Below are 24,940 nucleotides of genomic sequence, written 5' to 3' on the forward strand. Positions count from 1 at the left end.
TCTTTAGGCTTTACTATTTCTTGCACTTTCGCTTCTTCTTTGACTTTTGCCTCTTCTTTAGGCTTTACTATTTCTTGCGCTTTTACTTCTTCTTTGACTTTTGCTTCTTCTTTAGGCTTTACTATTTCTTGCACTTTCGCTTCTTCTTTGACTTTTACCTCTTCTTTAGGCTTTACTATTTCTTGTGCTTTCGTTGTTTCTTTCGCTTTTGCTACTTTCTGCGTCTTTACTTCTTTCTTTTCTTTAACTGATTTGTGTACTTTCGCTACTTGCTTCGTTTTCTCTTCAGTTTTCTTTTCAGTTGGTGCTGTACTTGATAGGAAAGAAACGTTTGCATAAGCAATTTTTCCTTTATACTCAAATTGCAGCCATCCGTCTTTTACTTGATGCGTTGATTCAATTACATCATCTTTTTTTAGTCTGCCAAGAATTTCTGAATCCGTGTTTGCTTCAGTACGTACATTTAACAAATTCGCCGTTACATGATACACATCTTTTGTAAACTCCGAACTTACAAACACTTCTTTACCGTTCAATTCAATTTTTGACCAGCCATCTTCGGTATTTATGACTTTTAACTCTTGCCCATTCTTTACTTTTTCGACCACTTTTGATTCTGTAGTCGGTTTTTCACGTACGTTAAGTACATCTGCTGTTACGATTGTTTCTGCGGTAGCAGTTGAGGTAAACGCCCCCAATCCAAAAATAGTTGCTGTTGCTGCGCCAATTACTTTTTTCATATTAGCCTCCATTATATTTTTTCGAATTTTATCAAATGTCTCCGTAAAATAGTATAATTTTACATAATATCAAAACATTTGCAACGGTATATTAATATTGTTTAATATACCGCTATTAAAACTCCTTACTCCAATACTATCAAATTCTCATTTCTAATTCTATATATTATAAATCTCCTTATCTTTTATAAAAGCTCCATGCTCTTCTTCACACTAAATAGTTGTAGCAATTCCCGCCAAAAATAAACTTACGATTGCTAAAATTTGAGTAGCGACAATAGCCCCTCTTAAATGAAACTTATAATCTTTATATCCTTTCATACCTTCCGTACTAGGAATCACAACAAACCTTGGAGTAATCCAGCAAAAAATTAGCCAATCAATTATAAGTAAATCTACTAAATTGAAAATCATTAAAATACCAAAATTGTGTAAATAGGCATCCATATACATTAACTTTTCATGCTTATGTAGTATATATGTAGAAACGAAAGGACTACCGAAAAGAATAGTATTATATACAATATTAAAATAAATGCTTTGCTTTTTTTCATGAATCGATTTTGGAAAAACTACTTTTTGAATATCTTTCGGATAATCAGTTAACGAAAGTCGAGGATTATAATATAAGGACCCTAAAATCATTACAGATAGTACAATAGACATGATGACACCAACGTACATCATTTGTTCAAATTGATTCATATACTGTATTCACCCTTTTCTGTAATTACTATGATGGTCATTCACTTAATTACATATTGTATGTACGTACACAATCAAAAATTAACAACTAGCTTTAATAGCAAAGCAAAATTGTTGCAATGCAAATGCAAATTTAATACAGTGGAAGCCTAATTGATACAGATAGGATTGGTGAAACCTATGAAAATTGAACATATTGCAATTTGGGTAAATGACTTAAAATGTATGCGTGATTTTTATATAAAATACTTTAATGGTAAAGCAAACTCGTTATACCATAGTGAAATGAAACAATTTGAATCTTATTTTATTACGTTCGAATCTGGAGCAAGGCTTGAACTTATGCGTAAAAAAGGGATTGAAAATAAGCCTAATTTAAACATAACCGGCTATGCTCATATGGCTTTTTCTGTCGGTAGTGAAGAACGTGTGAATGAACTAACAAAGGTGATAAAAGATGCTGGTTATCCTTTATTAAATGGACCACGTTTTACTGGAGATGGCTATTATGAAAGTGTAATAGGCGATCCAGAAGGCAATCAAATAGAAATTACGATTTAACTTACCCTTTTCCACCACCTCCGTATTTTTCCACGGATTAGGCGGTGCTGTTGCTGAGGTGCCAAATGAGCAACTGCTTACTTTTACCGAAAAGCACTATCAAACATATCAATATTCGCTACTTGGGAGCAACCAGAAGGTGCTGGTGGAAGTATTCGATGGGTGAAGACTTCCGTTTGGCAATACTCCCCTTTACAAAAGGTGTCTATGTTAATACTCCTGACCTATCCATTAAAAATTGGCCAGATGCATACTTCAGTTGCAACTTTGACCGATTAATGGAAGTAAAAGCGGAATACTTTGCGAAAAATGTCTTTAACTTTCCGCAAAGTATTCCGCTTTTTTAAACTATATATTCCACCTAATATATCAAAATATAAAACATCCATTTTTTATGGGTGTTTTACAAAAAGAATTTACATAATATAATTATTAGTTGCTTTTTTTACTAAATATCTATTCAGCAATCGAAAGTAACACTTTCTCAAGGTCTTTTTTAGATAACATACTTTCGTTTATATAGCCATTCTTTTAATTGTACTTCATCCAAAGCTCCGTTCCCCTCTCATAATCCTTCACACTATATTCGCTCGTTTTTCACAAAAGGTTCATTTTACATGAAAATTTATTTATTACAATAAAAATATAAGGTATATTTTTATGAAAAGGAGGAATTCAATAATGAATACAGAGGATAAAATTCACGCTGAAAAAGTGTTAAAAAATCTATTCATCGGATCACAAGTTGATGGATTACAATTTGGTATTTCTCCAGGCGCTATAAAGATTCATTTCACAAACTTTCACGACTCAGTTGATTATGACGGACAATTATATATCAATATCGAATCCAAATGGTGTTTATTTAATAAACCTCAAAAAAGCTACCCATTAAATGAAGATGAATTTGAAGTTTATTCTGAGAAAGAAGAATATGAAAGAATATGTAAGATAAGAAGACAAAAAGTTACCGATATACAACTTGGCTTAGAAAGCCCTCATTTAATTATTACATTAGAGAGTGGACAAATTATTTTTTTAAATGGTTTTCATGATTATTATGAATGTTGGCAAGCTGGTGTCCTATGTGAGCAATGGCTTGTAGTCGCTGCACCTGGGAATGAAATCGCCACTTGGGCTCCCGATGAGTTTACCGATAAGTAAACTGTCTTCACGAAGAAGAAACGAAGATATTTTATGAAGTACTATACTAATGAACTACATAATCATTTCTATTACACGTAAACAAAATGACGATTTTACTTCTCAAAAAAATTACGAAGATTATACACCAGAGAAATATCATTGTATATCTGTTGATGATGATATTATCAGTAGTTTAAATCAAAATTTATCAATTATGAAAACCTACTTCCATACAGTCAAAAATCAGAAATACGGTTTAGCTTATTGTGGTATTACAATTATCCCGCCTGAATCATTAGCAATTTTCTATGAAACAGTTACATCCTCAAAGTTCTTCAGAAAATCTGATGAGCTGAATGAGTTAGCTTCAAAAATTGTACAAGCTGCAGCAGAACAGAAGTACATGATCCATTATGGGGTTTAAATGTAATTCAAAAAATGCTTAGGATTTCTCCGAAGCATTTTTTGTATGTTACTAATACATTTATTCCTTAACCATTTAGTCAATGCTTGAGCCTATGGTCCCTTCTTTTACAAGTGAGGGCGCCCCTATTAATCTAAATAAGCGTCTCGTTTCCAATCTTCCAGCTAAACCATCTCCCGTGTCCTTCTGTTTCTCCAACCGTTTCACGATATTCGTTTCCGTTAATATAATAATCAATATGAAGGTCACGATCCCACATATTGTTATACAGGTGGAATACATCACGTTTTGCGCCGATTTCTTGTATTTGTTTTTCTAATTTATGTTTAACTTGTTCTGGTATTTGATTTGCGACGTGTGTATGGAAAATACAAATAACAGCTTCTTCACTTATTTGTTCAATAATAGATGATAATAGCTCTACACCGTCTCCTTCTATTAATTGGACAGATTCATTTTTCACTAAAGATGCAGCTTGATCAAACATCTCAAGCCTTTCTTTATGTTCTGGCCAAATTAAAGCACGTAACCATAAATAATCTTCCTCATTATGTAAATCATTCACATGTAAGTCCAGTCCGATTCTTTCTACGACAGATGGGCTTTCTTTTAGAAAATGCGGTACATTCTCCCCTCTTATTTCAGAAGTTACATGCACATTTGAATTTATATTTCCGTACATTTCATCCGTCCCGTACGAATAACGATATTGGTCCCAGAACAGTTGCAACCCAGAACTTGTCCCAATTTCAATTAACGCTAACGGCTTCTTCACTTTGTTAAATATGTAGCAGAAACTTGGGTATAAGTATGCGCACCGTCTTACTTCATTTGTTTGAACGAGTTTCGTTTGTAACAAAGTAATGATTTCTTCTCGGTACTCTTTACAGAAATCTTTAAAATGATTAAAAGCTTTATCTAAATTTGTATCAGCATTTTCAACTAAACTACTATAATACGTTTTTAAATGATGTTCTTTCCCTGCTAGCAATAAATAATGTACTGCACCCAATAGTAAGTTTGGGACTGGTTGACCTACCTGAGCATAGGACGATAGTGTAAGTACTTCCTCATCTTCAGCAATTTTCATTGATAAATATTCATATAAATCACTTGACCCTTTACATTCCTTTATTGAAAAGTTTCGAAATAAGTTTGAAATTTGTTCTTTTGTACACATTAGAGTCCCTCCTTTTTATTTTTCAGAATAATCTTACCATTACAGAAAGAATAATCCCATAAAAAGGTACTCGATTTAGTCACTTAAGGATACGTAAGCTTTTTCGAGATAATTTCAAACTGTATTTTTTTTTCATTTACCACCTTAAAAGAGCTTGTTAAATAAGATTTTTAGCGAATAAAACGTTAAATAGTTTAAAATTATCAGATAACACTAGATATTTTAGTCTATTAATTATTATAATAGAGTATGAGATGGTTATATAATTGAGACAAAAAAGTATACACCTAGGTGGGGCCTAGGCGGTGTTTCTCTTTTACGGCTTAGACATAGAAAACACCTACACTTTTTTGCCAATATAGGGGATGGAGAGATTATCATGAGCAACATGCAGCAAAAAACAGACGTTATCTTAATTGGTGCAGGAATTATGAGTGCAACGTTAGGCTCATTACTAAAAGAATTAGCACCAGAATGGGAAATTAAAGTTTTTGAAAAACTCGCAAGTGCCGGGGAAGAAAGCTCTAACGAATGGAATAATGCAGGTACAGGGCATTCTGCGCTATGCGAACTGAACTATACTTCCGAAAAAGCTGACGGATCTATAGATATTAGTAAAGCTGTAAAAGTGAATGAGCAATTCCAGCTTTCAAGACAATTTTGGGCATATCTTGTAAAGAGCAAATTAATTCGTAATCCACAAGATTTTATTATGCCACTACCTCATATGAGTTTAGTACAAGGGGAAAAAAATGTTGAGTTTCTAAAAAACCGTTTTGAAGCGCTTTCAAAAAATCCACTGTTTCAAGGAATGGAATTTTCTGATGCTCCTGAAACATTAAAAAAATGGCTTCCACTCATTATGGAAGGTCGCACATCTAATGAACCGATGGCGGCAACGAAGATTGACTCTGGAACAGATGTTAACTTCGGTGCATTAACACGTATGTTGTTTGATTACTTAAAAACAAAAAATGTCGAGCTAAACTACAAGCATAGTGTCGAAAATATTAAGCGCACGAAAAATGGTTTGTGGGAAGTAAAAGTACACGATATGAATAGTGGTAAAATTGAGCATCATACTGCTAAATTCGTCTTTATTGGCGGCGGTGGCGGTAGCCTACCTCTACTTCAAAAGACTGGTATCCCTGAATCAAAGCATATCGGTGGCTTCCCAGTAAGTGGACTATTTATGGTATGTAAAAACCAAAAAGTTGTAGAGCAGCATCATGCGAAAGTGTACGGTAAAGCTAAAGTTGGCGCTCCGCCAATGTCTGTACCTCATCTAGATACGAGATATATAGACAATAAAAAAGCTTTACTGTTTGGACCATTCGCAGGCTTCTCACCTAAATTCTTAAAAACTGGCTCAAATCTTGACTTAATCGGTTCTGTAAAACCGAATAACGTCTTAACGATGTTAGCCGCTGGTGTAAAAGAAATGGGACTTACAAAATACTTAATTCAGCAAGTTATGTTATCACATGAAAAACGTATGGAAGAATTACGCGAATTCATTCCGAACGCGAAAAGTGAAGATTGGGATATTGTAGTTGCTGGACAACGTGTACAAGTAATTAAAGATACTGATGCTGGCGGTAAAGGAACACTTCAATTTGGTACAGAAGTAGTAAGTGCAGCTGACGGCTCAATCGCCGCATTACTAGGCGCATCACCAGGTGCTTCTACTGCTGTTCACGTCATGCTTGAAGTATTAGAAAAATGTTTCCCAAGCCGCATGGTAGAATGGGAAGAAAAAATAAAAGAAATGATTCCTTCATATGGCATTTCACTAACTGAAAATCCAAGATTGTTCCAAGACCTTCACACTTCTACTGGTCGTACACTTGGATTAAACGAAAAAGAAACTGTTCATAATTAATGCAGAAATAAAAAAACGTCCGATATATTCGGACGTTTTTTTGTCTACTAAAAATTATACTTATCAATATTATCTTTCGTAAATACAACTCGTTCTGGTAATACGATAATTCCGTTCCCTTCTGCCTCATAATCATATCCTTGAATGGAGTTTGGCTCTACTTTCACTTTTCCAATTCCTTTTACTTCGAAGCTATCCCCTACTTTTAACTTCTTACCTTTTACAACAATTTCATTTGCTACATACGTTGCGAGAGCACCTTGTTGTTTTACATCCCATAAACCAAATTGTTGTACTGTTCCTCGTTTTACATAATCACGCATAACGTTCGGTGTAGAAAATCCAGTTACCACTACTTTTTTATCCATTTTTAAGTTTTCAGCTGCCTGCGCCATTGCTGGGAGTGCTGTTGCATCTGAACAAATAACTGCGTTAATATCTGGATACGTTTTTAATATGCTCTCCCCTACGGATAAAGATTTTTGTGCATTATTTTCACCGTACTGCGTCGTTACAATTTCCCAGTTCGGATATTTCTTTTTAATAATTTCTTTCGCTTTCGTTACCCATTGGTTTTGATCCGTTACTGTCGGGCTAGAATAAAAGAATGCTACTTTTCCTTTATCTCCAATTTGCTTAGAAGTCATTTCTATTAATAAGTTAGCAAGTTGGTCTGGTGTTCCTTGGCTTATATAAAAAGAACGATCTTTCGGATTCACATCAGAATCCCATGTTAAGACGGTCATTCCTTTTTTCTTAGCACGTTGTAGTGATTGCGATAAACCATCAACTGATGTAGAGGAAACCATAAGTGCATCATAGTTTTGGTTAATAAAATTATTTATATACTTTACTTGCCCTGATACACTCGCTTCAGACGGCCCATCATATTTCACTTGTACGCCTAGCTTCTCTCCCATCTCCTCTGCTCCTTCACCTCCCGATGTGAAGAAACCAATTCCTGTTAATTTCGGAATAAATGCAAATTTCACATCATCAGCCTTTTTCTTATCTGCCGTTTGGCTAGAACACGCAATTAAACCGATTAAACAAATACATACAATCAATACAATCCCTAGTTTTCTCTTCATGACATTTCCCCCTTATGCAAACTCTGTCTTTTCCCCGCTAAAAATTGATGTAATTTGAAATGTCTCATAATAACTGAAAGAATAAGGATAATACCTATTACTACATTGGATTGTTCATTTGTTAAACCCGTCATTTGCAAGCCATACTGCATGAGCCCAATGAAAATACTCGCCAGTACAGTACCGAAAATACTTCCTTTTCCACCTGTAATAAGTGTCCCGCCTAATACTACTGCTGTAATGATTGGTAATATTGTTTCGCTTCCTATATCAGCACGTGCAGAACCGAAATATGCAGTTAAGAAAGCTCCTCCTAATCCACCTCCTAACCCAGAAAGTATGTAAGCAATGATTACTACTTTCTTCGTCTTAATCCCGGTGTATTTTGCTGCATTTTCATTCGCGCCTGTTAATTTTACGTGGCGCCCATATATCGTTCGGTGAAACAAAATCGTGCATACAATTGTTAATAAAATAAGTAGCCATAATAAATTGGGTATTCCTATAAAACTACCATTTGCTAGTTGTACATAAGTATCAGGTAAACCGCTTATCCCTTCATATCCAGAAGCACCTGCCCCTCCTGAAATAACGAGTGCAATTCCTCCGTATAAAAACATCGTTCCGAGTGTAACGACTAGTGGTTCTACATCTGTCAATTTTATAATAAGCCCATTTAAAGCTCCTGCTAAGCAACTGACTATAAGTGCCATTATTACTGCTAGTAAAATATGAATCCCATTCATCCAAAACACACCAATTAAAATCGAGGTTAGCCCCATAATTGATCCTACAGATACGTCAATTCCTCCTGTTACAATAACGAAAGTCATTGGAATTGCCGCGATTGCTATGAATAGAAAATCATTTGTACTAAAAAGGAGATTACTAATATTTAAGAAATTGCTGTTTATAAAACTAAAGAGAATGAATTCTATAAGAAGTAATATGATTAACACACCTTCCCATCTGTAAAAATACTTCATAGATTCATTCTCCTTTCTGCTTTCCACTTCTTCATGACGCTATCTAATATGATAATAAGTAATAGTAAAAAACCTGAAATAGCATTATTCCAAAATGCTGGTATTTTTAAAAAGATAAGTGAACTGCTTATCACTTCTAAAAACAATGCTCCTAGTGCAGCTCCAAATATAGAACCTGTTCCTCCTTTTAGATGAATTCCTCCTAGCACAGCAGCTGCAATCACCTGTAGTTCCATTCCTGTACCAGTTTGATTTGGAACGAACCCGATATTCATAACAAATATGCAACCAGCGAGCGCAGCGCTTATGCCTGAAATCATAAACGCATATATCTTCACTTTATTAACAGGTATACCAATAAGCCTCGCGCCATCTTCATTATCACCTACCGCATAAAAGTATCTTCCCAATGGCACTTTTCTTAAAAAGAAGTATAGTAGTAGTAAAATAATAAGAACGAACCATACAGTTATAGGTAAACCAAGAATGATGATAGATGACAGCTGCTTAAAATCGTTTGGAATATCTTCAATCCACTTCCCGCCTGTGAAAATTAACATTGCACCTCTAACAATTCCTAACATGCCTAATGTCATAATAATGGCTGGTACCCGAAACTTCGCAACTCCAATACCATTTACGAAACCGATAATGGCCCCAAGTATAATAGCTACAAATATCGACAAGAATGCACTATACCCATTCGTTAACATCATTCCGCAAACTGCTGCACTTAATCCCATGCTTGAACCAACTGATACATCTATATTTTTCGTAAATAAGACGAACGATTGACCGATTGCTAGCACGACTAAAATAACGCTTGATTTCATCAGTAAAGATAACGAGGTAAATTGAATAAAACTAGGGTTTATCATCCCTACAATAGCTATATAAATTAGTAGTAACATTATGATAGACGTTTCGTGCATTTTATACATACGTTTCATTCCGTTACACCTCCGTATGCAAGGCGTGTAACTTCATTCACACTCAGTTGTTCTTTTTCCATATGAGAAACAAATCGCCCATTTCTCATTACATATACACGGTTTACTAATTGGATAATTTCTTCAACATCTGAAGAGATTAATAAAATTGCGAGTCCTTCCCTTTTCATTTTTTTTATCGTCTCATACACTTCAAGCCTTGCTTTCGCATCAATTCCGCGAGTCGGCTCATCAAGAATAATAATTTTAGGATTACATGCAAGATACTTCGCAAGCACGACCTTCTGCTGATTACCTCCTGATAAAGATGCCAATTCTTTATTCATATTCTGTACAACAATTCGGAACTGTTCTATAAACGAATTAACTAAAGCGCTTTCTTTTTCTTGATTTATAAAAAAGCGATTATTTTGATATAAACTTGCTGCTGCAATATTTTCTTTAACAGAAGCAATTGAGAAAATTCCATTCCTCGCCCTATCCTCTGGCACATAAACTAGGCCTTCGTCTAGCCTTTTATGCAAAGAACACGTATCAATTGATTTTCCACCCAATAAGATAGACCCTGATTTTATAGTTTTCAATCCAAATATCGCTTCTGCTAATTCCGTTCTGCCAGATCCTATAATGCCAGCAACACCTACAACCTCACCCGCATGTACAGTGAATGATATATTTTCGAATGCGTGACCATTTATATCAACCACTTCTAATATTTTTTTCGTCTTTGCTGTCTCTTGAACTACTTCTATTTTCTCTTTCTGTTTATATCCTTTTGGCAATAGTCCCTCCATCAGCATGTCATATGTATAGTCACATACATCACCTTGGCTTACAACCATTCCATCACGTAGTATTGCTACTTTGTTGGCAATTTCAAATATTTCTGGAAAACGATGCGTAATATAAATCATCCCAATTCCTTTTTCTTGTAAACTTTTCATCAACACAAAAAGACTCTTAATTTCGTGTGTTGTTAATGTCGATGTTGGCTCATCTAGAATAAGAATCTCAGCTTCTCTTATTAATCCTCTAACGATTTCTACTAACTGTTGTTGCGCAATCGATAATGTTCCTCCTAGTTTATTAAGGTCAATATCCCATCCTAAGCTGCTAATCAATTGCTGAATCTGTACTTTTAGTTTCTTTTTCTTTTCTTTTAACCCGATACATATATTTTCTTCAATAGTCATATGCGGAAAAATGAGTGGTTCTTGCGGTATTAAATAAATACCTTTTCGGTGTGCTTCTGATGGATTTGAAAACTGTTGCTTCTTTCCTTTTACATACATCTCTCCATCATCATACGAATATAACCCCGTTAATATTTTCATTAATGTCGATTTCCCGGCGCCATTTCCACCAACTAAAGCGTATATATCACCATGCTCTACTTGTAAGTTCACTTCCTTTAGCACAAGTTGATTCGAAAACGCCTTACTCATTTTCTTCACTTGTAATAAGGGCACATTCTCCACATGATGTCACCTGCCTTTACCCAGAACATTTTTTGAGAAAATGATTATTTGTTCTACTTGTTTTGTAGCATTGTATATTCCTTTTTTTATATCTAGAACACTTTTTTCTACGTACTATTAATCGTTCCAACTGGAATAAACAAAATATATGGTACATATGTTTAAGCTGTGGTCAATTGTTGAAAGGGATGAAGAGTATGACTCAGCTGAACTTTGAAGAAAATTTATTAACTAAAGTAGCTTGGTACTATTATAAAGACCAATTAACACAACAGGAGATCGCGTCGCTTCTTCATATTTCAAGAAATAAAGTCGTCCGGTTATTAGATAAAGCGCGCAGTGAAGGTATCGTTACATTTCACGTAAAAGGAACCGGTTTGCATTGCTTGAGCATTGAACGTGACTTAATGAAAAAGTTCCACTTAAAAGATGCTTTCATTATCCCTACTCCAATAAACAATTATGCTACTTCTCTCGGAAAAGCCGCTGCACAATATTTAGAGACTCATCTCCAACAAGGTGATTTACTCGGCATCGGCTGGGGTGAAACGATAAGTAAAATGCTAGAAAACATTCATTTTGAAAGTTCTATCAACCTTTCAATCGTAACGCTAACAGGCGGGGTAAATCACTATCTCCCGAGAAAACAAAACTATTTACACTACATGCAAGGCGAACTTCACATTATCCCTACGCCGTTTCTAGCGTCTACAACCGAAATGGCACAAAGTATTCTATCAGAACCGAGTGTAAAAGATATGCTTCAAGTCGCTTCACTTGCTCATACGGCTGTTGTCGGTATTGGGGGATTATCTCAAGACGCTACGATTGTAAAAGAAGAAAAATTAACACTACGTGAGATGACATATATTCGTAGTCAAAACGGTGCTGGCGATATTTTAGGACAGTTTTATAATACAAATGGCGATTTATTAGAGCTCTCGCATCACAATCGTCTAATTGGCACGCCCCTCTCTATTTTGCGCAATATGAATCATGTCGTCGGTGTTGCTGGAGGTACTGAAAAGATAGATGCAATTTATGGTGCCTTAAAAGGAAAGTTTATTCATTCATTAATTACCGATGAGGAAACTGCCCTCTCCTTATTACGAAAGGATGGTGATTGTTAATGTCCCATTTATTAGCTTTCGATGCTGGTACAGGGAGCATTCGAGCAGTTCTTTTTGATTTACATGGTAATCAAATTGCAGTAAGTCAAAAAGAATGGATTCACAAATCTGACCCTCGTTATCCAGGCTCTATGAACTTTGATGTAATAGAAAATTGGAAGCTAGTACAAGAATGCACGAAAGAGGTTCTTCAAAAAAGCAATACCCCTGCCTCTTCTATTCTTGCTATTAGCGCTACAAGTATGCGAGAAGGTTTTGTTTTATATGATAAACATGGGCAAGAAATATGGGCATGTGCAAATGTTGATGGCCGTGCATCCGCTGAAGTTAGTGAGCTAAAAGAAATCCGCTCACATCTTGAAAAAGATTTATACAGAAAATCTGGGCAAACTTTTTCATTGGGTGCTTTACCACGTCTACTTTGGATTAAAAAACATGAACCAGACGTCTATAGCAATATTCACTCCTTTACGATGTTAAATGATTGGATTTTGTATAAATTAAGCGGCGTACTGCAAATCGACCCTTCCAACGGTTGTACGTCCGGAATCTTTGATTTACAAAATAGGAATTGGGATAACGATGTCGCTAAAGAGTGTGGTATAAATTTGCCATTTTCACCAAAAGTAAATGAAGCTGGCACTGTGATTGGTAATGTTTCAAAAGAGTGTGCAACACTAACTGGTTTACTTGAAGGGATTCCTGTCGTCGCTGGCGGCGGTGATGCTCAAATGGCAGCACTCGGGACTGGAGTCGTAAACCCAAATCAAACTTTAATATGCGGCGGCAGCTTTTGGCAACAAGAAGTGAATGTTACTGAGCCAATAACAGATCCACATGCTGCAATTCGAGTAAATTGTCACGTCGTTCCGAACCTATGGCAATATGAAACAATCGCCTTTTTCCCAGGTCTCGTTATGCGCTGGTTTCGAGACGCTTTTTGCCAAGAAGAAAAGAAACTTGCTGACAAACTCGGTGTAGATGCTTATGAATTATTAGAAGAACAAGCGAAAGACGTACCTGTCGGTTCATATGGTATTATCCCTACTTTTTCAAACGTTATGAACTACATTTCTTGGCGTCATGCCGCACCTTCTTTTTTAAATTTAAGTTTAGACGCTGACAAATGCGGAAAAAAAGAACTGTTTCGTGCTATTGAAGAAAATGCTGCCTTCGTTACACTTGGTAACTTAAAATTAATAGAAAATCTCACAGGAACATTCCCTTCTGAAGTCATTTTTGCTGGCGGTGCTGCTAAAGGAAAACTATGGCCACAAATTCTAGCGGACGTCCTTGGTATTCCTGTAAAAGTACCCGTTGTGAAAGAAGCAGCTTCTTTAGGAACTGCGATTGCTGCTGGAGTTGGCGCTGGAATATATACATCTCTGGAAGAGACTGCCGAACAATTTGTACAGTGGGAAAATACATTTGAACCAATCACTGAAAATCACGAGCTATACAAGGAATTCTATGAAACATGGAAAACCGTGTATAGCAGTCAACTCGTATTAGCTGATAAAGGACTTACAACACATATGTGGATTGCGCCTGGTGCACTGTAACACATTTACATAAAGGAGTGAACTGTATGTTAAAAGCGAATGAAAATGATTTCTCCTATCGCTTCGGTGATAACGGGCCGAAATATTTAATACAAGGCCCGAGTATTGATCTTGGTCTTGTTGTCATTCAGCCTGGGCAAGAGTTTCAAAATCATTACCATACAACGTGTGAAGAAGTTTTTTATGCGTTAGAAGGTGAAATAGACTTCTATGTAAATAACGAAAGAGTTCCGATTAAACAAGGTGATGTCCTGCAAGTTCGCCCTCATGAATCTCACTATCTGATTAACCATTCTGACAAACCTTTTAAAGCTGTTTTTATAAAGTCACCACATTTACCAAATAAAGATACAGTACAAACGGAAAATCCAACATTAACGAAGGAGTGATTTGGAATGACTTGGGGATTTAAAAATCGATTAAATACAATTTTACCTGATGGCAGAGCGGTAATGTTAGCGATAGATCACGGCTACTTTTTAGGGCCAATTCACGGGCTTGAACAGCCACTTGAAACTGTTAAAAACTTACTTCCTTACACGGATTCTCTCTTTTTAACGCGTGGTGTACTTAGCTCCTGTATTCCTGAAAACTGCAGCACACCGATGGTTATGCGTGTATCTGGCGGCGCTACTGTCGTCGGTAAAGATTTAGCGAATGAAACAATTGTTACACCTGTGAAAGAAGCAGTAAAACAAAACGCAATTGGCGTCGGCGTTTCTGTTTTCATTGGATCAGACTATGAAACACAAACTGTTACAAATCTCGCAAATGTAGTTTCTGAAGCTCATGATTACGGCCTGCCAGTACTCGGCATTACCGCAGTCGCAAAAGAATTACAAAAACGTGAAGCTCGCTTTCTAGCACTTGCTTCCCGCGTATGTGTTGAAATGGGTGCTGATATCATTAAAACGTATTACTGCGAAGGATTCGAAAAAATAACGAGCACATGCCCTGCCCCAGTAGTCATCGCGGGCGGCCCCAAACTAGATTCAATTGAAGACGCATTAAACATTACGTACAATGCGTTGCAAGAAGGCGCAATTGGAGTAGACATGGGCCGAAACATATGGCAATCCGAGCACCCAGCTGCGATGATCCAAGCAATACATGGCATTGTAAAAAATGGATTGAATGTGAAAGAGGCACTCCAATTATTCGAAGATGTAAAAAATTAAGCTAAAATATAAACAAAATCAATATTTACCATAAAGAAAAGCCCATATGTTAGATTACTTAGTAATCTAACATATGGGCTTTCTTGTATATTTTTTATCGTTCCGAATTTGATCAGATTTCTACAGGTAGCGCACATTCCAAACAATCTCACCGCGTTCGCCAAACGTACGTACTATGATGCCGCTTAAAGCCTATCTTTTCTAACACCCGAAAAGACGCAGTATTCCAAGCACCTACAGTAGACCAAAGTCTTTGGCGCGCCGTAGCAATCGCTGCCTCTAGCACTGCTGATGCTGCCTCTGTCGCATAACCTTTGCGATGAGCATGTTGAAACAACTCATATGCAATCTCTGGCTCTTCAAGCGTGGAACGACCAATGATTAAGCCACAGTATCCGATAAAATCCCCTTCTTCTCGCCTACGTATAGTAAGAAGAGAAATGCCATTTTCAGTTGCTTTCTTGCGCATTTCGATAAGAGAGCTACGAACAGATTCAATGGTTGGCATGTCCACCCCACGTTCACCAATTAATTTTCTCAGCCAGACTGCATCAGATTCCTCCCACATATTCAGATCGAGTCGTTCCGTTTTTAACTGGAACGCCATATCTTTAAAAACAGCTGTCATAGCGGTAACCTCCTATTTATATCACTGTACTACTTATAATAGTTTCGTACTTTACCATATGGGAAACCTGCTTGATTCATACATTATTATTATTTTATGCATAAGCAATTTCTTTGCAAAATAGAACTTGTTTTCAAACTTCATTTTAAGTCTATAACATTTGATTTACACTTAATATTTAAAAATGTATTGCCCTTTCTTTTTTGCTAAAATAAAGAAAAGGAGGAATGATTATGCAACGAATGAATTTTGAACGCCCTACTGATTATTACGATGAAAGATTATATACTATCGATGAAAAAATTTGTGCCCTATTAAAAGAACGGAAAGAACTTTCAGGTGGTGATCCAGGTTTTCCACATGATGAAGCTATTTATAAATGGGCAAAGCAATACGGATTTTATCCAAACTATTTAAATTCACTGTTCTCTTCTATGATGGACGAAGGTGAATTTAAACCTCGCGTCGAACCAACTACATTCAAAAAACATATACCTGTTTTTAAAACGTATGAACATAAAGGTATCATGTATACCGTAACTTTTATTCGGCAATATGCAAATGCTAGTGTAGTTTATTTATATAGCGATTGGGATTCTACGAATGATGCTTTTAATGAAAATAAGCCTCATAGTTTCTTTCAATTATCAATAGATGATACATATGACTGCTGGTCAGAAGGTGGTGGCGGCACTGATGGACATTTTAGTCATCATTTCGTTATATCTCCTGCCCTTCCTGATAATTTGTCTGGAATAAGCTTACGATTTAAAGAACTCAATATGCCGTTTAGAAAAGATCAAGCTGTACTTGAGTTTGAAATTCAATTGGATTAAAAAGAGCGTAATCTAGCTGGAAATTAGACTAGATTACGCTCTTTTAGTTGCTAGTTATGTAGTATATGAAATTTATATCAACGATTTTTCCAATATATCGGATCTTAGAAACGAGATATCGATTTACCAACAACATTAGACACTATTATTTATGTAACACCCACTCCATTAACACGATTGCCGATTCAATACGTTCTTTCGTATCGCCTAAAAATAATTTATGAAGTAATGCTTCCAAATGAATTGGCTTATTCGGCAACGTTTGAATATATCTTAAAACAGATCCAGCTGGCGGTGTAGGTTTGTTATTAATGGCCCATATCCCTTCTAACAATGTCCAAATTGACGTATAAACGATGTATGAAGCCTTTAACTCATCATTTGCTTTCAAAGCAGACTGAATTTTAATGAGCGAACTATGTAACCAATGAGAAATACCTTTCACTTTGTCGCTAGAAACACGATAGTTTTCAAATTCATATGCAGCTATTTCCTTTAACTTTTTTAACTCACCGCTTTTATCAAACAAAATTTCCCCTTCTAAAAATGAGTATAGTTCCATTGGATTATTTTTAAAGTTTACTAGTATTTGATTAACGTCTGCATACTTATATTCAACTAAAATATCTTCTCTCGTTTCAGAATGAAATTTCTTCTTTTGTCCGTCCTCTAACAGAATATATAAGTCTAAATCCGACTCAGGATATGCATCACCTCTTGCGACAGAACCGATAAGCATACATCCAGTTACCTTATCTATTGATAAGATTTCAGCTACTATTGCTTGCACTAATTTTTTATGTTGCTCATGTTTAATAGATGTTTGTGCTTCTAACATTTGTAACCTCCAAACATTTTTTTCACTTCATTTCCCTCCATTTATAACGAAACAATAAAACATATGTCACATCCATATTTTACCACACATCAAAAAAAGAGGATATTCGTTTATTACTAAACAAATATCCTCTACCTTACATATATATTACGATTGTTGATAAGCCGCTTTCGATGATTTTACATAATAAACGGCGTGATCCACGTTAATGATATGATCTGGTTTTGGTTTACCACGACTCGCTCTATGACCTGCTAAATGTTCTTCGCTTGTTTCCCAGTTTTTCCATGCTTCTTCAGATTCCCAGCGAATCATAACGACAACTTCTTCGTCGCCGCGTCTTACTTTTTTCACAAGAACACTTAAATCGATGAAGCCTTCAAATTTTTCAATAATACCTTCGCCAGTGAAACGTTCTACAACTATATTTGATGTACCTTCTTTTACTGTAAATGTTTTCGTTTCAATAAACATATATCCCACTCCCTCTTTATAATACGAATACTACTATTCTTCCATTATAATTGATTATGATAATTATTTTCAATTATAAAGTTTGCATTATGCTGTTTTCTCTTTAACCGCTTCATCTAAAAATTTGAAATATGGAAGTAATAGTCCTATTAAAGAAGTAATACATATAATCGCACAGATGATAAAGTAAAGTGATCTTACTCCCCACATTTCACTTAGTATGCCTCCTAATAACACACCTAACGGCATAGCGGATCTTATGAAAAATAAACGCACTGAAAATATTTGTCCTATCATATTGTTTGGTACTGTTTGTTGGCATATTGTTGTGTTATGAACATTGAAAAATGAAATACAAATACCTGCAACAACTTCAATGGACACCGCAATTACTATACTATGATTGAACGCTAGAGAAATGTATGTGAGTCCTCCTATAAACAATCCACCAAGCATAAGTATACGCCGGCTTTTATATGTTACTTTTCCAACTAGTATAGATCCAACTACATAGCCAAACGGGAAACCAGCCATAAAATAACCAAACTCTGCATACCCTGCTGACAGCTCATCTTTTATATAAGGAAGGTTTGTAACTAGCGTAACCCCAACTCCAAATGGCACGAAAGTAAGAAAGACACTGAGCCAAACGATAACTGGTTTTGTGAAAAAATATGTAAAGCCGTGAAGAAACTGTTCTAGCCACGTTTTCCGAATGAATTGTGTTGTTCTCTTTTCTTTTATATTCCTCCCTTTATGTACATTCCCGTTGTTAATTATCTATTCAAAAACATATCTAATTCTTTCGCTAAAGACTGTACTGCTTTCTTTCTTAATACATATTTTCCGTCATGTATATCAACTAACTTCGCTGCACGTAACAATTTCAAATGATGGTGTACAGTCGATTTACCAAGCTGTAATCTTTCCGTTATTTCCTGTAATGTACGTTCTTTTTCAAACAACATTTTTACAATTCGCAATCTCGCTTCATCTCCAAGAGCCTTATGTTTTTGAACTAAAAAATAATTCGGTTCATACGGATCTTCAGGATGAATACTTTCATTCGCAACTGGATAATGAAATACTTTTGTATCATCAATATCCGCTTCAATATTCCACGGTCTGTACGTCATTTGCGGGATAAGAAGCACGTGATGAACACTTGGTTCTGGCATATAGTTAATGCCACCAGTAGCCCACTCAACAAACTCTTCTGGTTTCATCTTTTTATTCATTTCATTTTTTGCTTCATAATCTCGTTTTAATATAGAAAGTATTTGTTCTTCCTCTCTTTTAATAACACTCTCATACCAACCTGTCATAACAGCGATTAAATGCGATTTCAGCACTTGTACATCTACATTACATATAAAGCTAATATAAGTAGAAAAAAACTGATGATTATCTGTTAGTTCCTTTAGTTCGTGTATTGCACATACAACTCCCGTTGCAGCTAAACGTCTTTTCTCTTCATACTTCTTTCCTAAAAACGGTAAACATATAAATTTCAAATCTTCTTCTGAAAGTGAATCAATTTTAAACTTAAACTGCGATAAATCTTGAAAATCCTCTTCATACAATAACTGGAGTAATGCTTTCCACGTATTATGTTCTTCTACAAACTGTAAGTGTTCTCTCATTTCTTCTGTTAATGCTTCCTTAATTTCTTCCCATTCACTTTGAGTCTTTTCAAGTGTATCAATTAACCTTTTATGAGTAATCGCAGCAATGCCAAGTGCACATTCGAAAAGTATCGAATATTTCACCTGAACGTTGTATGTTTCCCTTTTTCTGCTCGTTATGTGATAGACCTCCATTTTTATCCCCTCCTTGTTTGCTATATAACATATTCTATTTTTATCGAATTTTACCTTCTATATTTTTAGAACCGTTTTGCAATTTTAAAAAAACTTTGATCAATGAGCAAACAGAAAAAGGTTCATACTCTTTTCATTCTGACTCAATGAAAGCCTTGATTATTAAATATCATATTAAAAATGAGATTTTTTAATGGCTCAATTATACGTTGTATTTCACTCTCTTGTTCAACTATAGAGAAGGTTTATTGAAGAGAAAAGCGAATTGATTTTATTAAGAAAAATGAACAGGAGGCTATAAGAATGGGAAGAAAAGAAATGTTGCAAAATGGAGTCCAACAAGTTTTTTACGAGGAAGAATGGTACCCACCGATATCTGAAGCGTTAAAAAATCTTACTGCTGAACAAGCATGTTGGAAACCAGAAGGTGCTGCCAGTAATACGATTTGGGAAAATGTGAACCATTTATTAATTTTTAAAGAGCGCTTACTTTCCCGCTTACATGAAGATAATACATTTGTTGCTCCACAAAATAATGATGAAACCTTTATCCAAGGTGAGCCTAATGATGATAACGCTTGGCAACAAACAGTAAAGCGAACACTTCAAGTACATGATGCCTTACAATCTTCATTAACCGCCCTTCAAGAAGCAGAACTAGATCAACTAAGTCCTTCTCTACCAGTTTGGCAACAATATATGAATATCCTTTTGCATGATGCTTATCATACAGGACAAATTATACAGCTTCGGAAACTTCAAGGTTCATGGCCAACTCACCGTTCTTATTTATAAAGTGAAACTTTAATCAGCTCTTACCAATCGGGATTTTGCGGGCAGCCCACTCCCACCTAACTTCTTTGCTTTCCCTGAATTTTGAGGTAAAAGTCTTACTGCCCGTTAATCCGAGATAAACGATGTTTAAAATCGCATACGTTTAATATCCAACAAAGCAATTGAAAATAGCTACTTGTTTTGTAATTACTGCGATTGCTCAAAATACAGCAAAATAAAATACGTGAATCCCAAACATCATTTACCCTCTTCATAACTTCTGATCATAATCCAAATTTGGAAGAATAGAGGCTTTTTTATATACAAATAATAAGCCTCAAGGAGTTGTTGACATGTATTTCATATTGAATATGTTAGGGATTTTCGTTGTCATATTAATCGTTTTCTTATGTTCGCCTAATAAAAAACATATAAAATGGAGACCAATTGTAATTCTCATCCTATTGGAGCTTTTTATTACATGGTTTATGTTAGGCACAAAGCTCGGCAGTATTATCATTAATAAAATTGCGTCATTTTTCAGTTGGCTACTAGCATGTGCGAATGAAGGTATTCGATTTGCATTTCCTTCAGCTATGGAAAGTCAGCACATTGATTTCTTCTTTAGTGCGTTACTTCCTATCATTTTTGTTATTACTTTTTTCGATATTCTATCTTATTTCGGAATCTTAACTTGGATTATTGATAAAGTAGGTGCAGTTATTTCAAAGATTTCTCGTTTACCAAAGTTAGAAAGTTTCTTTTCGATTCAAATGATGTTTTTAGGAAACACCGAAGCACTTGCGGTTGTTCGTGATCAATTATCTGTGTTAAAAGAAAATCGATTATTAACTTTTGGAATTATGAGTATGAGTAGCGTTAGCGGATCCATTCTTGGCGCTTATTTATCAATGGTGCCAGCAACATATATTTTCAGCGCCATTCCATTAAATTGTATTAACGCATTAATTTTAGCCAATGTATTAAATCCTGTGGAAGTTTCGAAAGAAGAAGACGTTGTTTACACACCTTCAAAACATGAAAAAAAGGATTTCTTTTCTACTATTTCAAACAGTATGTTAGTTGGGATGAATATGGTTATCGTTATTTTAGCTATGGTAATTGGTTATGTAGCTTTAACAGCATGTTTAAATGGGATTTTAGGATTTTTTGTAACGGGGTTAACAATTCAAAAAATCTTCTCCATTATCTTTAGTCCTTTTGCATTTTTACTCGGTTTATCAGGCAGTGATGCTATGTATGTAGCTGAATTAATGGGGATCAAAATAACGACGAATGAATTTGTTGCAATGATGGATTTAAAATCAAACTTAAAGTCGTTACAACCGCATACGGTTGCGGTTGCAACGACATTTCTAGCTTCTTTTGCTAACTTTAGTACAGTAGGTATGATTTACGGAACTTACAATTCATTATTTGGCGGAGAAAAATCATCAGTCATCGGTAAAAATGTTTGGAAGCTTCTTGTTAGCGGGATGGCTGTTTCTTTATTAAGTGCTATGCTCGTTGGGCTATTTGTATGGTAAATAATTTTTATAATAAAAGACACCCAAGCCAATTGAGTGTCTTTTATTATTATTTTCGAATTTGCCCATTTCCACGAATCACATATTTTGTAGAAGTTAATGCTGGAAGCCCCATTGGTCCTCTTACGTGTAACTTTTGTGTACTGATACCAATTTCCGCTCCGAATCCAAATTCGGATCCATCTGTAAAACGAGTCGATGCATTATGATAAAGTGCCGCGGCATCTACAGAAGTAAAAAACTTGCTGACGTTTTCCTCGTTTTCAGTAATAATTGCTTCAGAATGCATAGATCCATACGTATTTATATGATGAATCGCTTCTTCAACAGTGGAAACCACTTTCACTGCTAGTGTGAGAGATAAAAACTCAGTTTCCCAGTCTTCTTCTGTCGCAAGTAAGATAGAAGGATCAATCTCCACTGCTTTATTATCACCACGTAGCTCCACTCCTCTTTCCTTCAAGGAAGAAAACAACTCGCTACCATATTGCTCTGCCCACTTCTCATGAAGTACAATCGTTTCAATTGCATTACATACAGATGGACGCTGCGTTTTTGCGTTTATAATAATATCAAATGCCATTTGTTTATCCGCTGTTTCATCAATGAAAATATGACAATTCCCCGCACCTGTTTCAAGTACTGGAACAGACGCTTCCCTCACAACAGTATCGATTAATTGTTTGCCACCTCTTGGAATAAGAACGTCTAGATAATCATTCATTGTAAACAACTGCTTCGCGCTATCTCGCGTTGTATCTTCTATAAGCTGTACACTTTCTTGAGGTAAGCTTGTTTGTTTGAGCGCTCTGTGAATAACGGCAACGATGGCTTTATTAGAATGAATAGCAGAAGAACTACCACGTAATATGACTGCGTTTCCTGTCTTCAAACAAATTGTAGCAGCATCCACTGTTACATTCGGTCTTGCCTCGTAAATCATCCCAACAACACCAAGTGGTACGCGCATTTCCTGAATAGATAGTCCATTTGGCCTTTCCCATGCACTTACACATTCTCCTACAGGATCACGTAATTTAATTAGCTGCTTAATCCCTTCTGTCATATCAACAATACGCTGTTCATTCAGCATAAGGCGATCAAGGAGTGAATGAGAAAATCCTTTCTCCTTACCTTCTTCAATATCCCGTTTGTTTTCTTCTAAAATATAAGCTGTTTCTACTATCAGCTGATTAGCAATTGCAGCAAGTGCTTCATTTTTTTGATCTGTAGTTTTAAGCACAAGTTCTCTAGCAACCTCTTTTGCTTTTATCCCCTTTGCCAACACTTCATTCATTTTTATTTCCTCCTTTTTAAAGTGAAACCCAATGATCCCTATGGATGACTTCATAACTATGTCTCTCGCCTCTTACTTGAATATGTTGGCTTTGCATACCTTTTACATCTCTTAGTTCCTCTGCACTATATGTGCATTGTCCTTTTCCTATTACGCGCCCTTGTTGCGTTACAACCTCTACAACTTCACCCACTTGGAAAAATCCTGATACATTCGTAACACCAGCTGGAAGTAAACTCTTCCCATGCTGAATGATGGCAGTAGCTGCCCCAGCATCTACTTCGATTTGTCCGCTAACAAGCGAATGCAAGGCAATCCATTGCTTGTTCATCTTCATTTCTTTTTGAGGAGCATTACCAACATACGTTCCATCACCCTTACCCTTCAAAACATCTACAAACTTTTCCTGTCCACGTCCTGTTCCGATAAATACACTCACACCAAGAGAGAGTGCTGTCTTTGCAGCATCGATTTTTGATTTCATACCGCCAGTCCCAAGTTTTGAGCCAGCATCTCCTGCAAGAGAAGAAATTTCTTCCGTAACTTCAGGAAGAAAATAATATTTTTTTGCATCCGCATTTTTCTGAGGATTTTTGTCATATAACCCGTTCACATCCGTAAAGATCATAAGCATATCCGCCGAAACAAGCCCGCTTACTAAAGCTGACAGCATATCATTATCACCGAACGTTAGCTCCTCTAAAGAGATGGAATCATTCTCATTAATAATTGGAAGAGCGGAACGGTTTAATAATTCTCCTAACGTAGCGTAAGCATTACTATATTGTTCTTTTCTAGAAAAATCACTTCTCGTCAGCAAAAGTTGCGCAGTAACGATGCCATATTTACGGAATTCCTCCGTGTACGCCTGCATTAACAAACTTTGTCCGACAGCTGCTGCAGCCTGTTTCCCTTTAATCGTTACAGGTCTGCTAGGATATCCTAGCGCTGAAAAACCTGCAGCGACGGCTCCAGATGTAATTAACACAACCTCGTGCCCATCTTCTTTCAACCGAGCCAATGCGGCAACGTGATCTGAAAGCTGTTCTGTAGAGATGCCTCCGTGACTATCTGCCAAGGAACTACTCCCAATCTTTACAACAACTCGTTGTTTTTTCACTTTTTTATCCCCCAAGTCTAAAATCAAAGTTTTTTATAAATTACACTTCATTCACTTTGTAACTATATCTATTCTCATCAATGCTGCACTGAAGTATTTAAGCGCAAAATAAAAATGACCGCCTCGCCCTTAATAAAATAAAAAGGACGAAACGGTCATTGTTCCGCGGTACCACCTTAATTGATATACATAGATATCCACTTGGTGCCTATAACGCAGGCGAACGCCTAAACTTTCATTTAAGACTCAGGGATAGGTTCGATATATTCTATACGAGGAATCTTTCAGCCGGTGAATTCCACTCTCTTTCGCAAGAAGACATATGTACTAATTCCCTTCAACGATTTTCAATCTAATTTTTTTATATTATGCGATATAGTTCGATTCGGTGTCAAGAGGTATTTTTAAAAATAAATAGAGCCACAAGTTATTTGTATGAAATTATTGCCCTACTGAATGAAAATACAAAATGATATAAGTTTAACTCATATTCATAAACATAAAACCTTACATTATAGTGTATATATTTACATAATGTCGAATATAATTAATTTTTATCTTTTAGTGTTGCAAAAAGGAATATATTCTCTTAA

General features: G+C 35.8%; 23 protein-coding genes, 3 pseudogenes and 1 other annotated feature. Of the genes and pseudogenes, 12 read left to right on the forward strand and 14 right to left on the reverse strand.

The window, feature by feature from the left end; genetic code table 11:
- Both MR169_RS20205 and MR169_RS20210 read right to left on the reverse strand, forming a co-directional pair.
- On the reverse strand, window positions 1–740 hold a 740-nt coding region (locus tag MR169_RS20205; RefSeq protein ID WP_242319931.1), incomplete at its 3' end, for an SH3 domain-containing protein.
- A 213-nt stretch (window positions 741–953) separates the two neighbouring features.
- A complete protein-coding gene (locus MR169_RS20210; RefSeq protein WP_001071231.1) occupies window positions 954–1,445 on the reverse strand; it encodes a hypothetical protein in 492 nt (163 codons plus the stop codon).
- Between the two features lie 180 nt (window positions 1,446–1,625).
- Between MR169_RS20210 and MR169_RS20215 the strand changes: the two genes are divergently transcribed.
- From MR169_RS20215 to MR169_RS20230, 4 genes and pseudogenes are all read left to right on the forward strand, one after another.
- A complete protein-coding gene (locus MR169_RS20215) occupies window positions 1,626–2,006 on the forward strand; it encodes a VOC family protein (protein WP_242319932.1) in 381 nt (126 codons plus the stop codon).
- 4 nt (window positions 2,007–2,010) lie between these two features.
- Window positions 2,011–2,353: pseudogene (locus tag MR169_RS20220) on the forward strand (BBE domain-containing protein); the annotation flags it as partial.
- 334 nt (window positions 2,354–2,687) lie between these two features.
- Window positions 2,688–3,170, forward strand: a complete 483-nt coding sequence (locus tag MR169_RS20225; protein ID WP_001090913.1) for a hypothetical protein — start codon at window positions 2,688–2,690, stop codon at window positions 3,168–3,170.
- A 49-nt stretch (window positions 3,171–3,219) separates the two neighbouring features.
- Entirely contained in the window at window positions 3,220–3,576 is a 357-nt protein-coding gene (locus MR169_RS20230) for a hypothetical protein (protein ID WP_001106576.1), read from the forward strand.
- Between the two features lie 133 nt (window positions 3,577–3,709).
- On the opposite strand, the gene MR169_RS20235 is transcribed toward MR169_RS20230, so the two are convergent.
- Window positions 3,710–4,756 carry a DUF2332 domain-containing protein gene (locus MR169_RS20235; RefSeq protein WP_016118113.1) on the reverse strand — a complete coding sequence of 349 codons (1,047 nt, stop codon included), beginning with the start codon at window positions 4,754–4,756 and terminating at the stop codon, window positions 3,710–3,712.
- Window positions 4,757–5,135: 379 nt separating this feature from the next.
- On the opposite strand from MR169_RS20235, the gene MR169_RS20240 reads away from it, so the two are divergent.
- Complete coding sequence (locus MR169_RS20240) at window positions 5,136–6,638, forward strand: malate:quinone oxidoreductase (protein ID WP_000069138.1); 1,503 nt, start codon at window positions 5,136–5,138, stop codon at window positions 6,636–6,638.
- Window positions 6,639–6,685: 47 nt separating this feature from the next.
- Here the strand turns inward: MR169_RS20240 and lsrB are convergent, their stop codons facing one another.
- From lsrB to MR169_RS20260, 4 genes are read right to left on the reverse strand one after another with little or no spacing between them, the layout of a single operon-like run.
- Complete coding sequence (gene lsrB, locus MR169_RS20245; protein ID WP_242319933.1) at window positions 6,686–7,729, reverse strand: autoinducer 2 ABC transporter substrate-binding protein LsrB; 1,044 nt, start codon at window positions 7,727–7,729, stop codon at window positions 6,686–6,688.
- Window positions 7,726–8,715: an ABC transporter permease gene (locus MR169_RS20250; RefSeq protein ID WP_000873530.1), complete on the reverse strand. Its 990-nt coding sequence runs from the start codon at window positions 8,713–8,715 to the stop codon at window positions 7,726–7,728. The genes lsrB and MR169_RS20250 overlap by 4 nt, the downstream gene beginning before the upstream one ends.
- Window positions 8,712–9,665, reverse strand: coding sequence for an ABC transporter permease subunit (locus MR169_RS20255; protein ID WP_025117862.1), 954 nt, complete (start codon window positions 9,663–9,665; stop codon window positions 8,712–8,714). The genes MR169_RS20250 and MR169_RS20255 overlap by 4 nt, the downstream gene beginning before the upstream one ends.
- The gene (locus MR169_RS20260) at window positions 9,662–11,143 is read right to left on the reverse strand and encodes a sugar ABC transporter ATP-binding protein (RefSeq protein WP_137074978.1); all 1,482 of its coding nucleotides are present in this window, start codon (window positions 11,141–11,143) and stop codon (window positions 9,662–9,664) included. The genes MR169_RS20255 and MR169_RS20260 overlap by 4 nt, the downstream gene beginning before the upstream one ends.
- A 197-nt stretch (window positions 11,144–11,340) precedes the next feature.
- Between MR169_RS20260 and MR169_RS20265 the strand changes: the two genes are divergently transcribed.
- Genes MR169_RS20265 through lsrF form a run of 4 tightly spaced genes read left to right on the forward strand, consistent with a single transcriptional unit; the run spans window position 11,341 to window position 15,013 of the window.
- The gene (locus tag MR169_RS20265; protein ID WP_000192702.1) at window positions 11,341–12,273 is read left to right on the forward strand and encodes a sugar-binding transcriptional regulator; all 933 of its coding nucleotides are present in this window, start codon (window positions 11,341–11,343) and stop codon (window positions 12,271–12,273) included.
- A complete protein-coding gene (gene lsrK, locus MR169_RS20270; protein WP_000018818.1) occupies window positions 12,273–13,835 on the forward strand; it encodes an autoinducer-2 kinase in 1,563 nt (520 codons plus the stop codon). Before MR169_RS20265 ends, lsrK begins: the two co-directional genes overlap by 1 nt.
- A gap of 26 nt (window positions 13,836–13,861) precedes the next feature.
- Complete coding sequence (locus tag MR169_RS20275; protein ID WP_242319934.1) at window positions 13,862–14,224, forward strand: cupin domain-containing protein; 363 nt, start codon at window positions 13,862–13,864, stop codon at window positions 14,222–14,224.
- A 6-nt stretch (window positions 14,225–14,230) separates the two neighbouring features.
- Window positions 14,231–15,013, forward strand: a complete 783-nt coding sequence (gene lsrF / locus MR169_RS20280; RefSeq protein ID WP_044797288.1) for a 3-hydroxy-5-phosphonooxypentane-2,4-dione thiolase — start codon at window positions 14,231–14,233, stop codon at window positions 15,011–15,013.
- A 120-nt stretch (window positions 15,014–15,133) separates the two neighbouring features.
- Here the strand turns inward: lsrF and MR169_RS20285 are convergent.
- Window positions 15,134–15,641, reverse strand: a pseudogene (locus tag MR169_RS20285) (GNAT family N-acetyltransferase).
- Between the two features lie 233 nt (window positions 15,642–15,874).
- Here MR169_RS20285 and MR169_RS20290 point away from each other — a divergent pair.
- Window positions 15,875–16,477 carry a hypothetical protein gene (locus tag MR169_RS20290; RefSeq protein ID WP_242319935.1) on the forward strand — a complete coding sequence of 201 codons (603 nt, stop codon included), beginning with the start codon at window positions 15,875–15,877 and terminating at the stop codon, window positions 16,475–16,477.
- A gap of 145 nt (window positions 16,478–16,622) precedes the next feature.
- Here the strand turns inward: MR169_RS20290 and MR169_RS20295 are convergent, their stop codons facing one another.
- The 4 genes and pseudogenes from MR169_RS20295 to MR169_RS20310 all read right to left on the reverse strand — a co-directional run bounded on the left by MR169_RS20295 (window position 16,623) and on the right by MR169_RS20310 (window position 19,609).
- A complete protein-coding gene (locus tag MR169_RS20295; protein ID WP_098520502.1) occupies window positions 16,623–17,315 on the reverse strand; it encodes a nucleotidyltransferase domain-containing protein in 693 nt (230 codons plus the stop codon).
- Between the two features lie 147 nt (window positions 17,316–17,462).
- Complete coding sequence (hmoA, locus tag MR169_RS20300; protein WP_000469503.1) at window positions 17,463–17,789, reverse strand: heme-degrading monooxygenase HmoA; 327 nt, start codon at window positions 17,787–17,789, stop codon at window positions 17,463–17,465.
- 87 nt (window positions 17,790–17,876) lie between these two features.
- Window positions 17,877–18,533 (reverse strand): annotated as a pseudogene (locus MR169_RS20305) (MFS transporter); the annotation flags it as partial.
- Between the two features lie 32 nt (window positions 18,534–18,565).
- Entirely contained in the window at window positions 18,566–19,609 is a 1,044-nt protein-coding gene (locus tag MR169_RS20310; RefSeq protein WP_000454577.1) for an ArsR/SmtB family transcription factor, read from the reverse strand.
- Window positions 19,610–19,912: 303 nt separating this feature from the next.
- Between MR169_RS20310 and MR169_RS20315 the strand changes: the two genes are divergently transcribed.
- Entirely contained in the window at window positions 19,913–20,404 is a 492-nt protein-coding gene (locus MR169_RS20315) for a DinB family protein (RefSeq protein ID WP_000532722.1), read from the forward strand.
- Between the two features lie 332 nt (window positions 20,405–20,736).
- Window positions 20,737–21,930: a NupC/NupG family nucleoside CNT transporter gene (locus MR169_RS20320; RefSeq protein WP_000273603.1), complete on the forward strand. Its 1,194-nt coding sequence runs from the start codon at window positions 20,737–20,739 to the stop codon at window positions 21,928–21,930.
- Window positions 21,931–21,979: 49 nt separating this feature from the next.
- On the opposite strand, the gene MR169_RS20325 is transcribed toward MR169_RS20320, so the two are convergent.
- Window positions 21,980–23,227, reverse strand: coding sequence for a glutamate-5-semialdehyde dehydrogenase (locus tag MR169_RS20325; protein WP_001006622.1), 1,248 nt, complete (start codon window positions 23,225–23,227; stop codon window positions 21,980–21,982).
- Between the two features lie 16 nt (window positions 23,228–23,243).
- A complete protein-coding gene (proB, locus tag MR169_RS20330) occupies window positions 23,244–24,347 on the reverse strand; it encodes a glutamate 5-kinase (protein ID WP_137074929.1) in 1,104 nt (367 codons plus the stop codon).
- A gap of 139 nt (window positions 24,348–24,486) precedes the next feature.
- Window positions 24,487–24,697, reverse strand: a binding site (T-box leader).
- Window positions 24,698–24,940: the final 243 nt, after the last annotated feature.

The sequence above is a fragment of the Bacillus cereus group sp. BfR-BA-01349 genome (assembly GCF_022663795.1).
GTDB classification, from domain to species: Bacteria; Bacillota; Bacilli; order Bacillales; family Bacillaceae_G; genus Bacillus_A; species Bacillus_A cereus.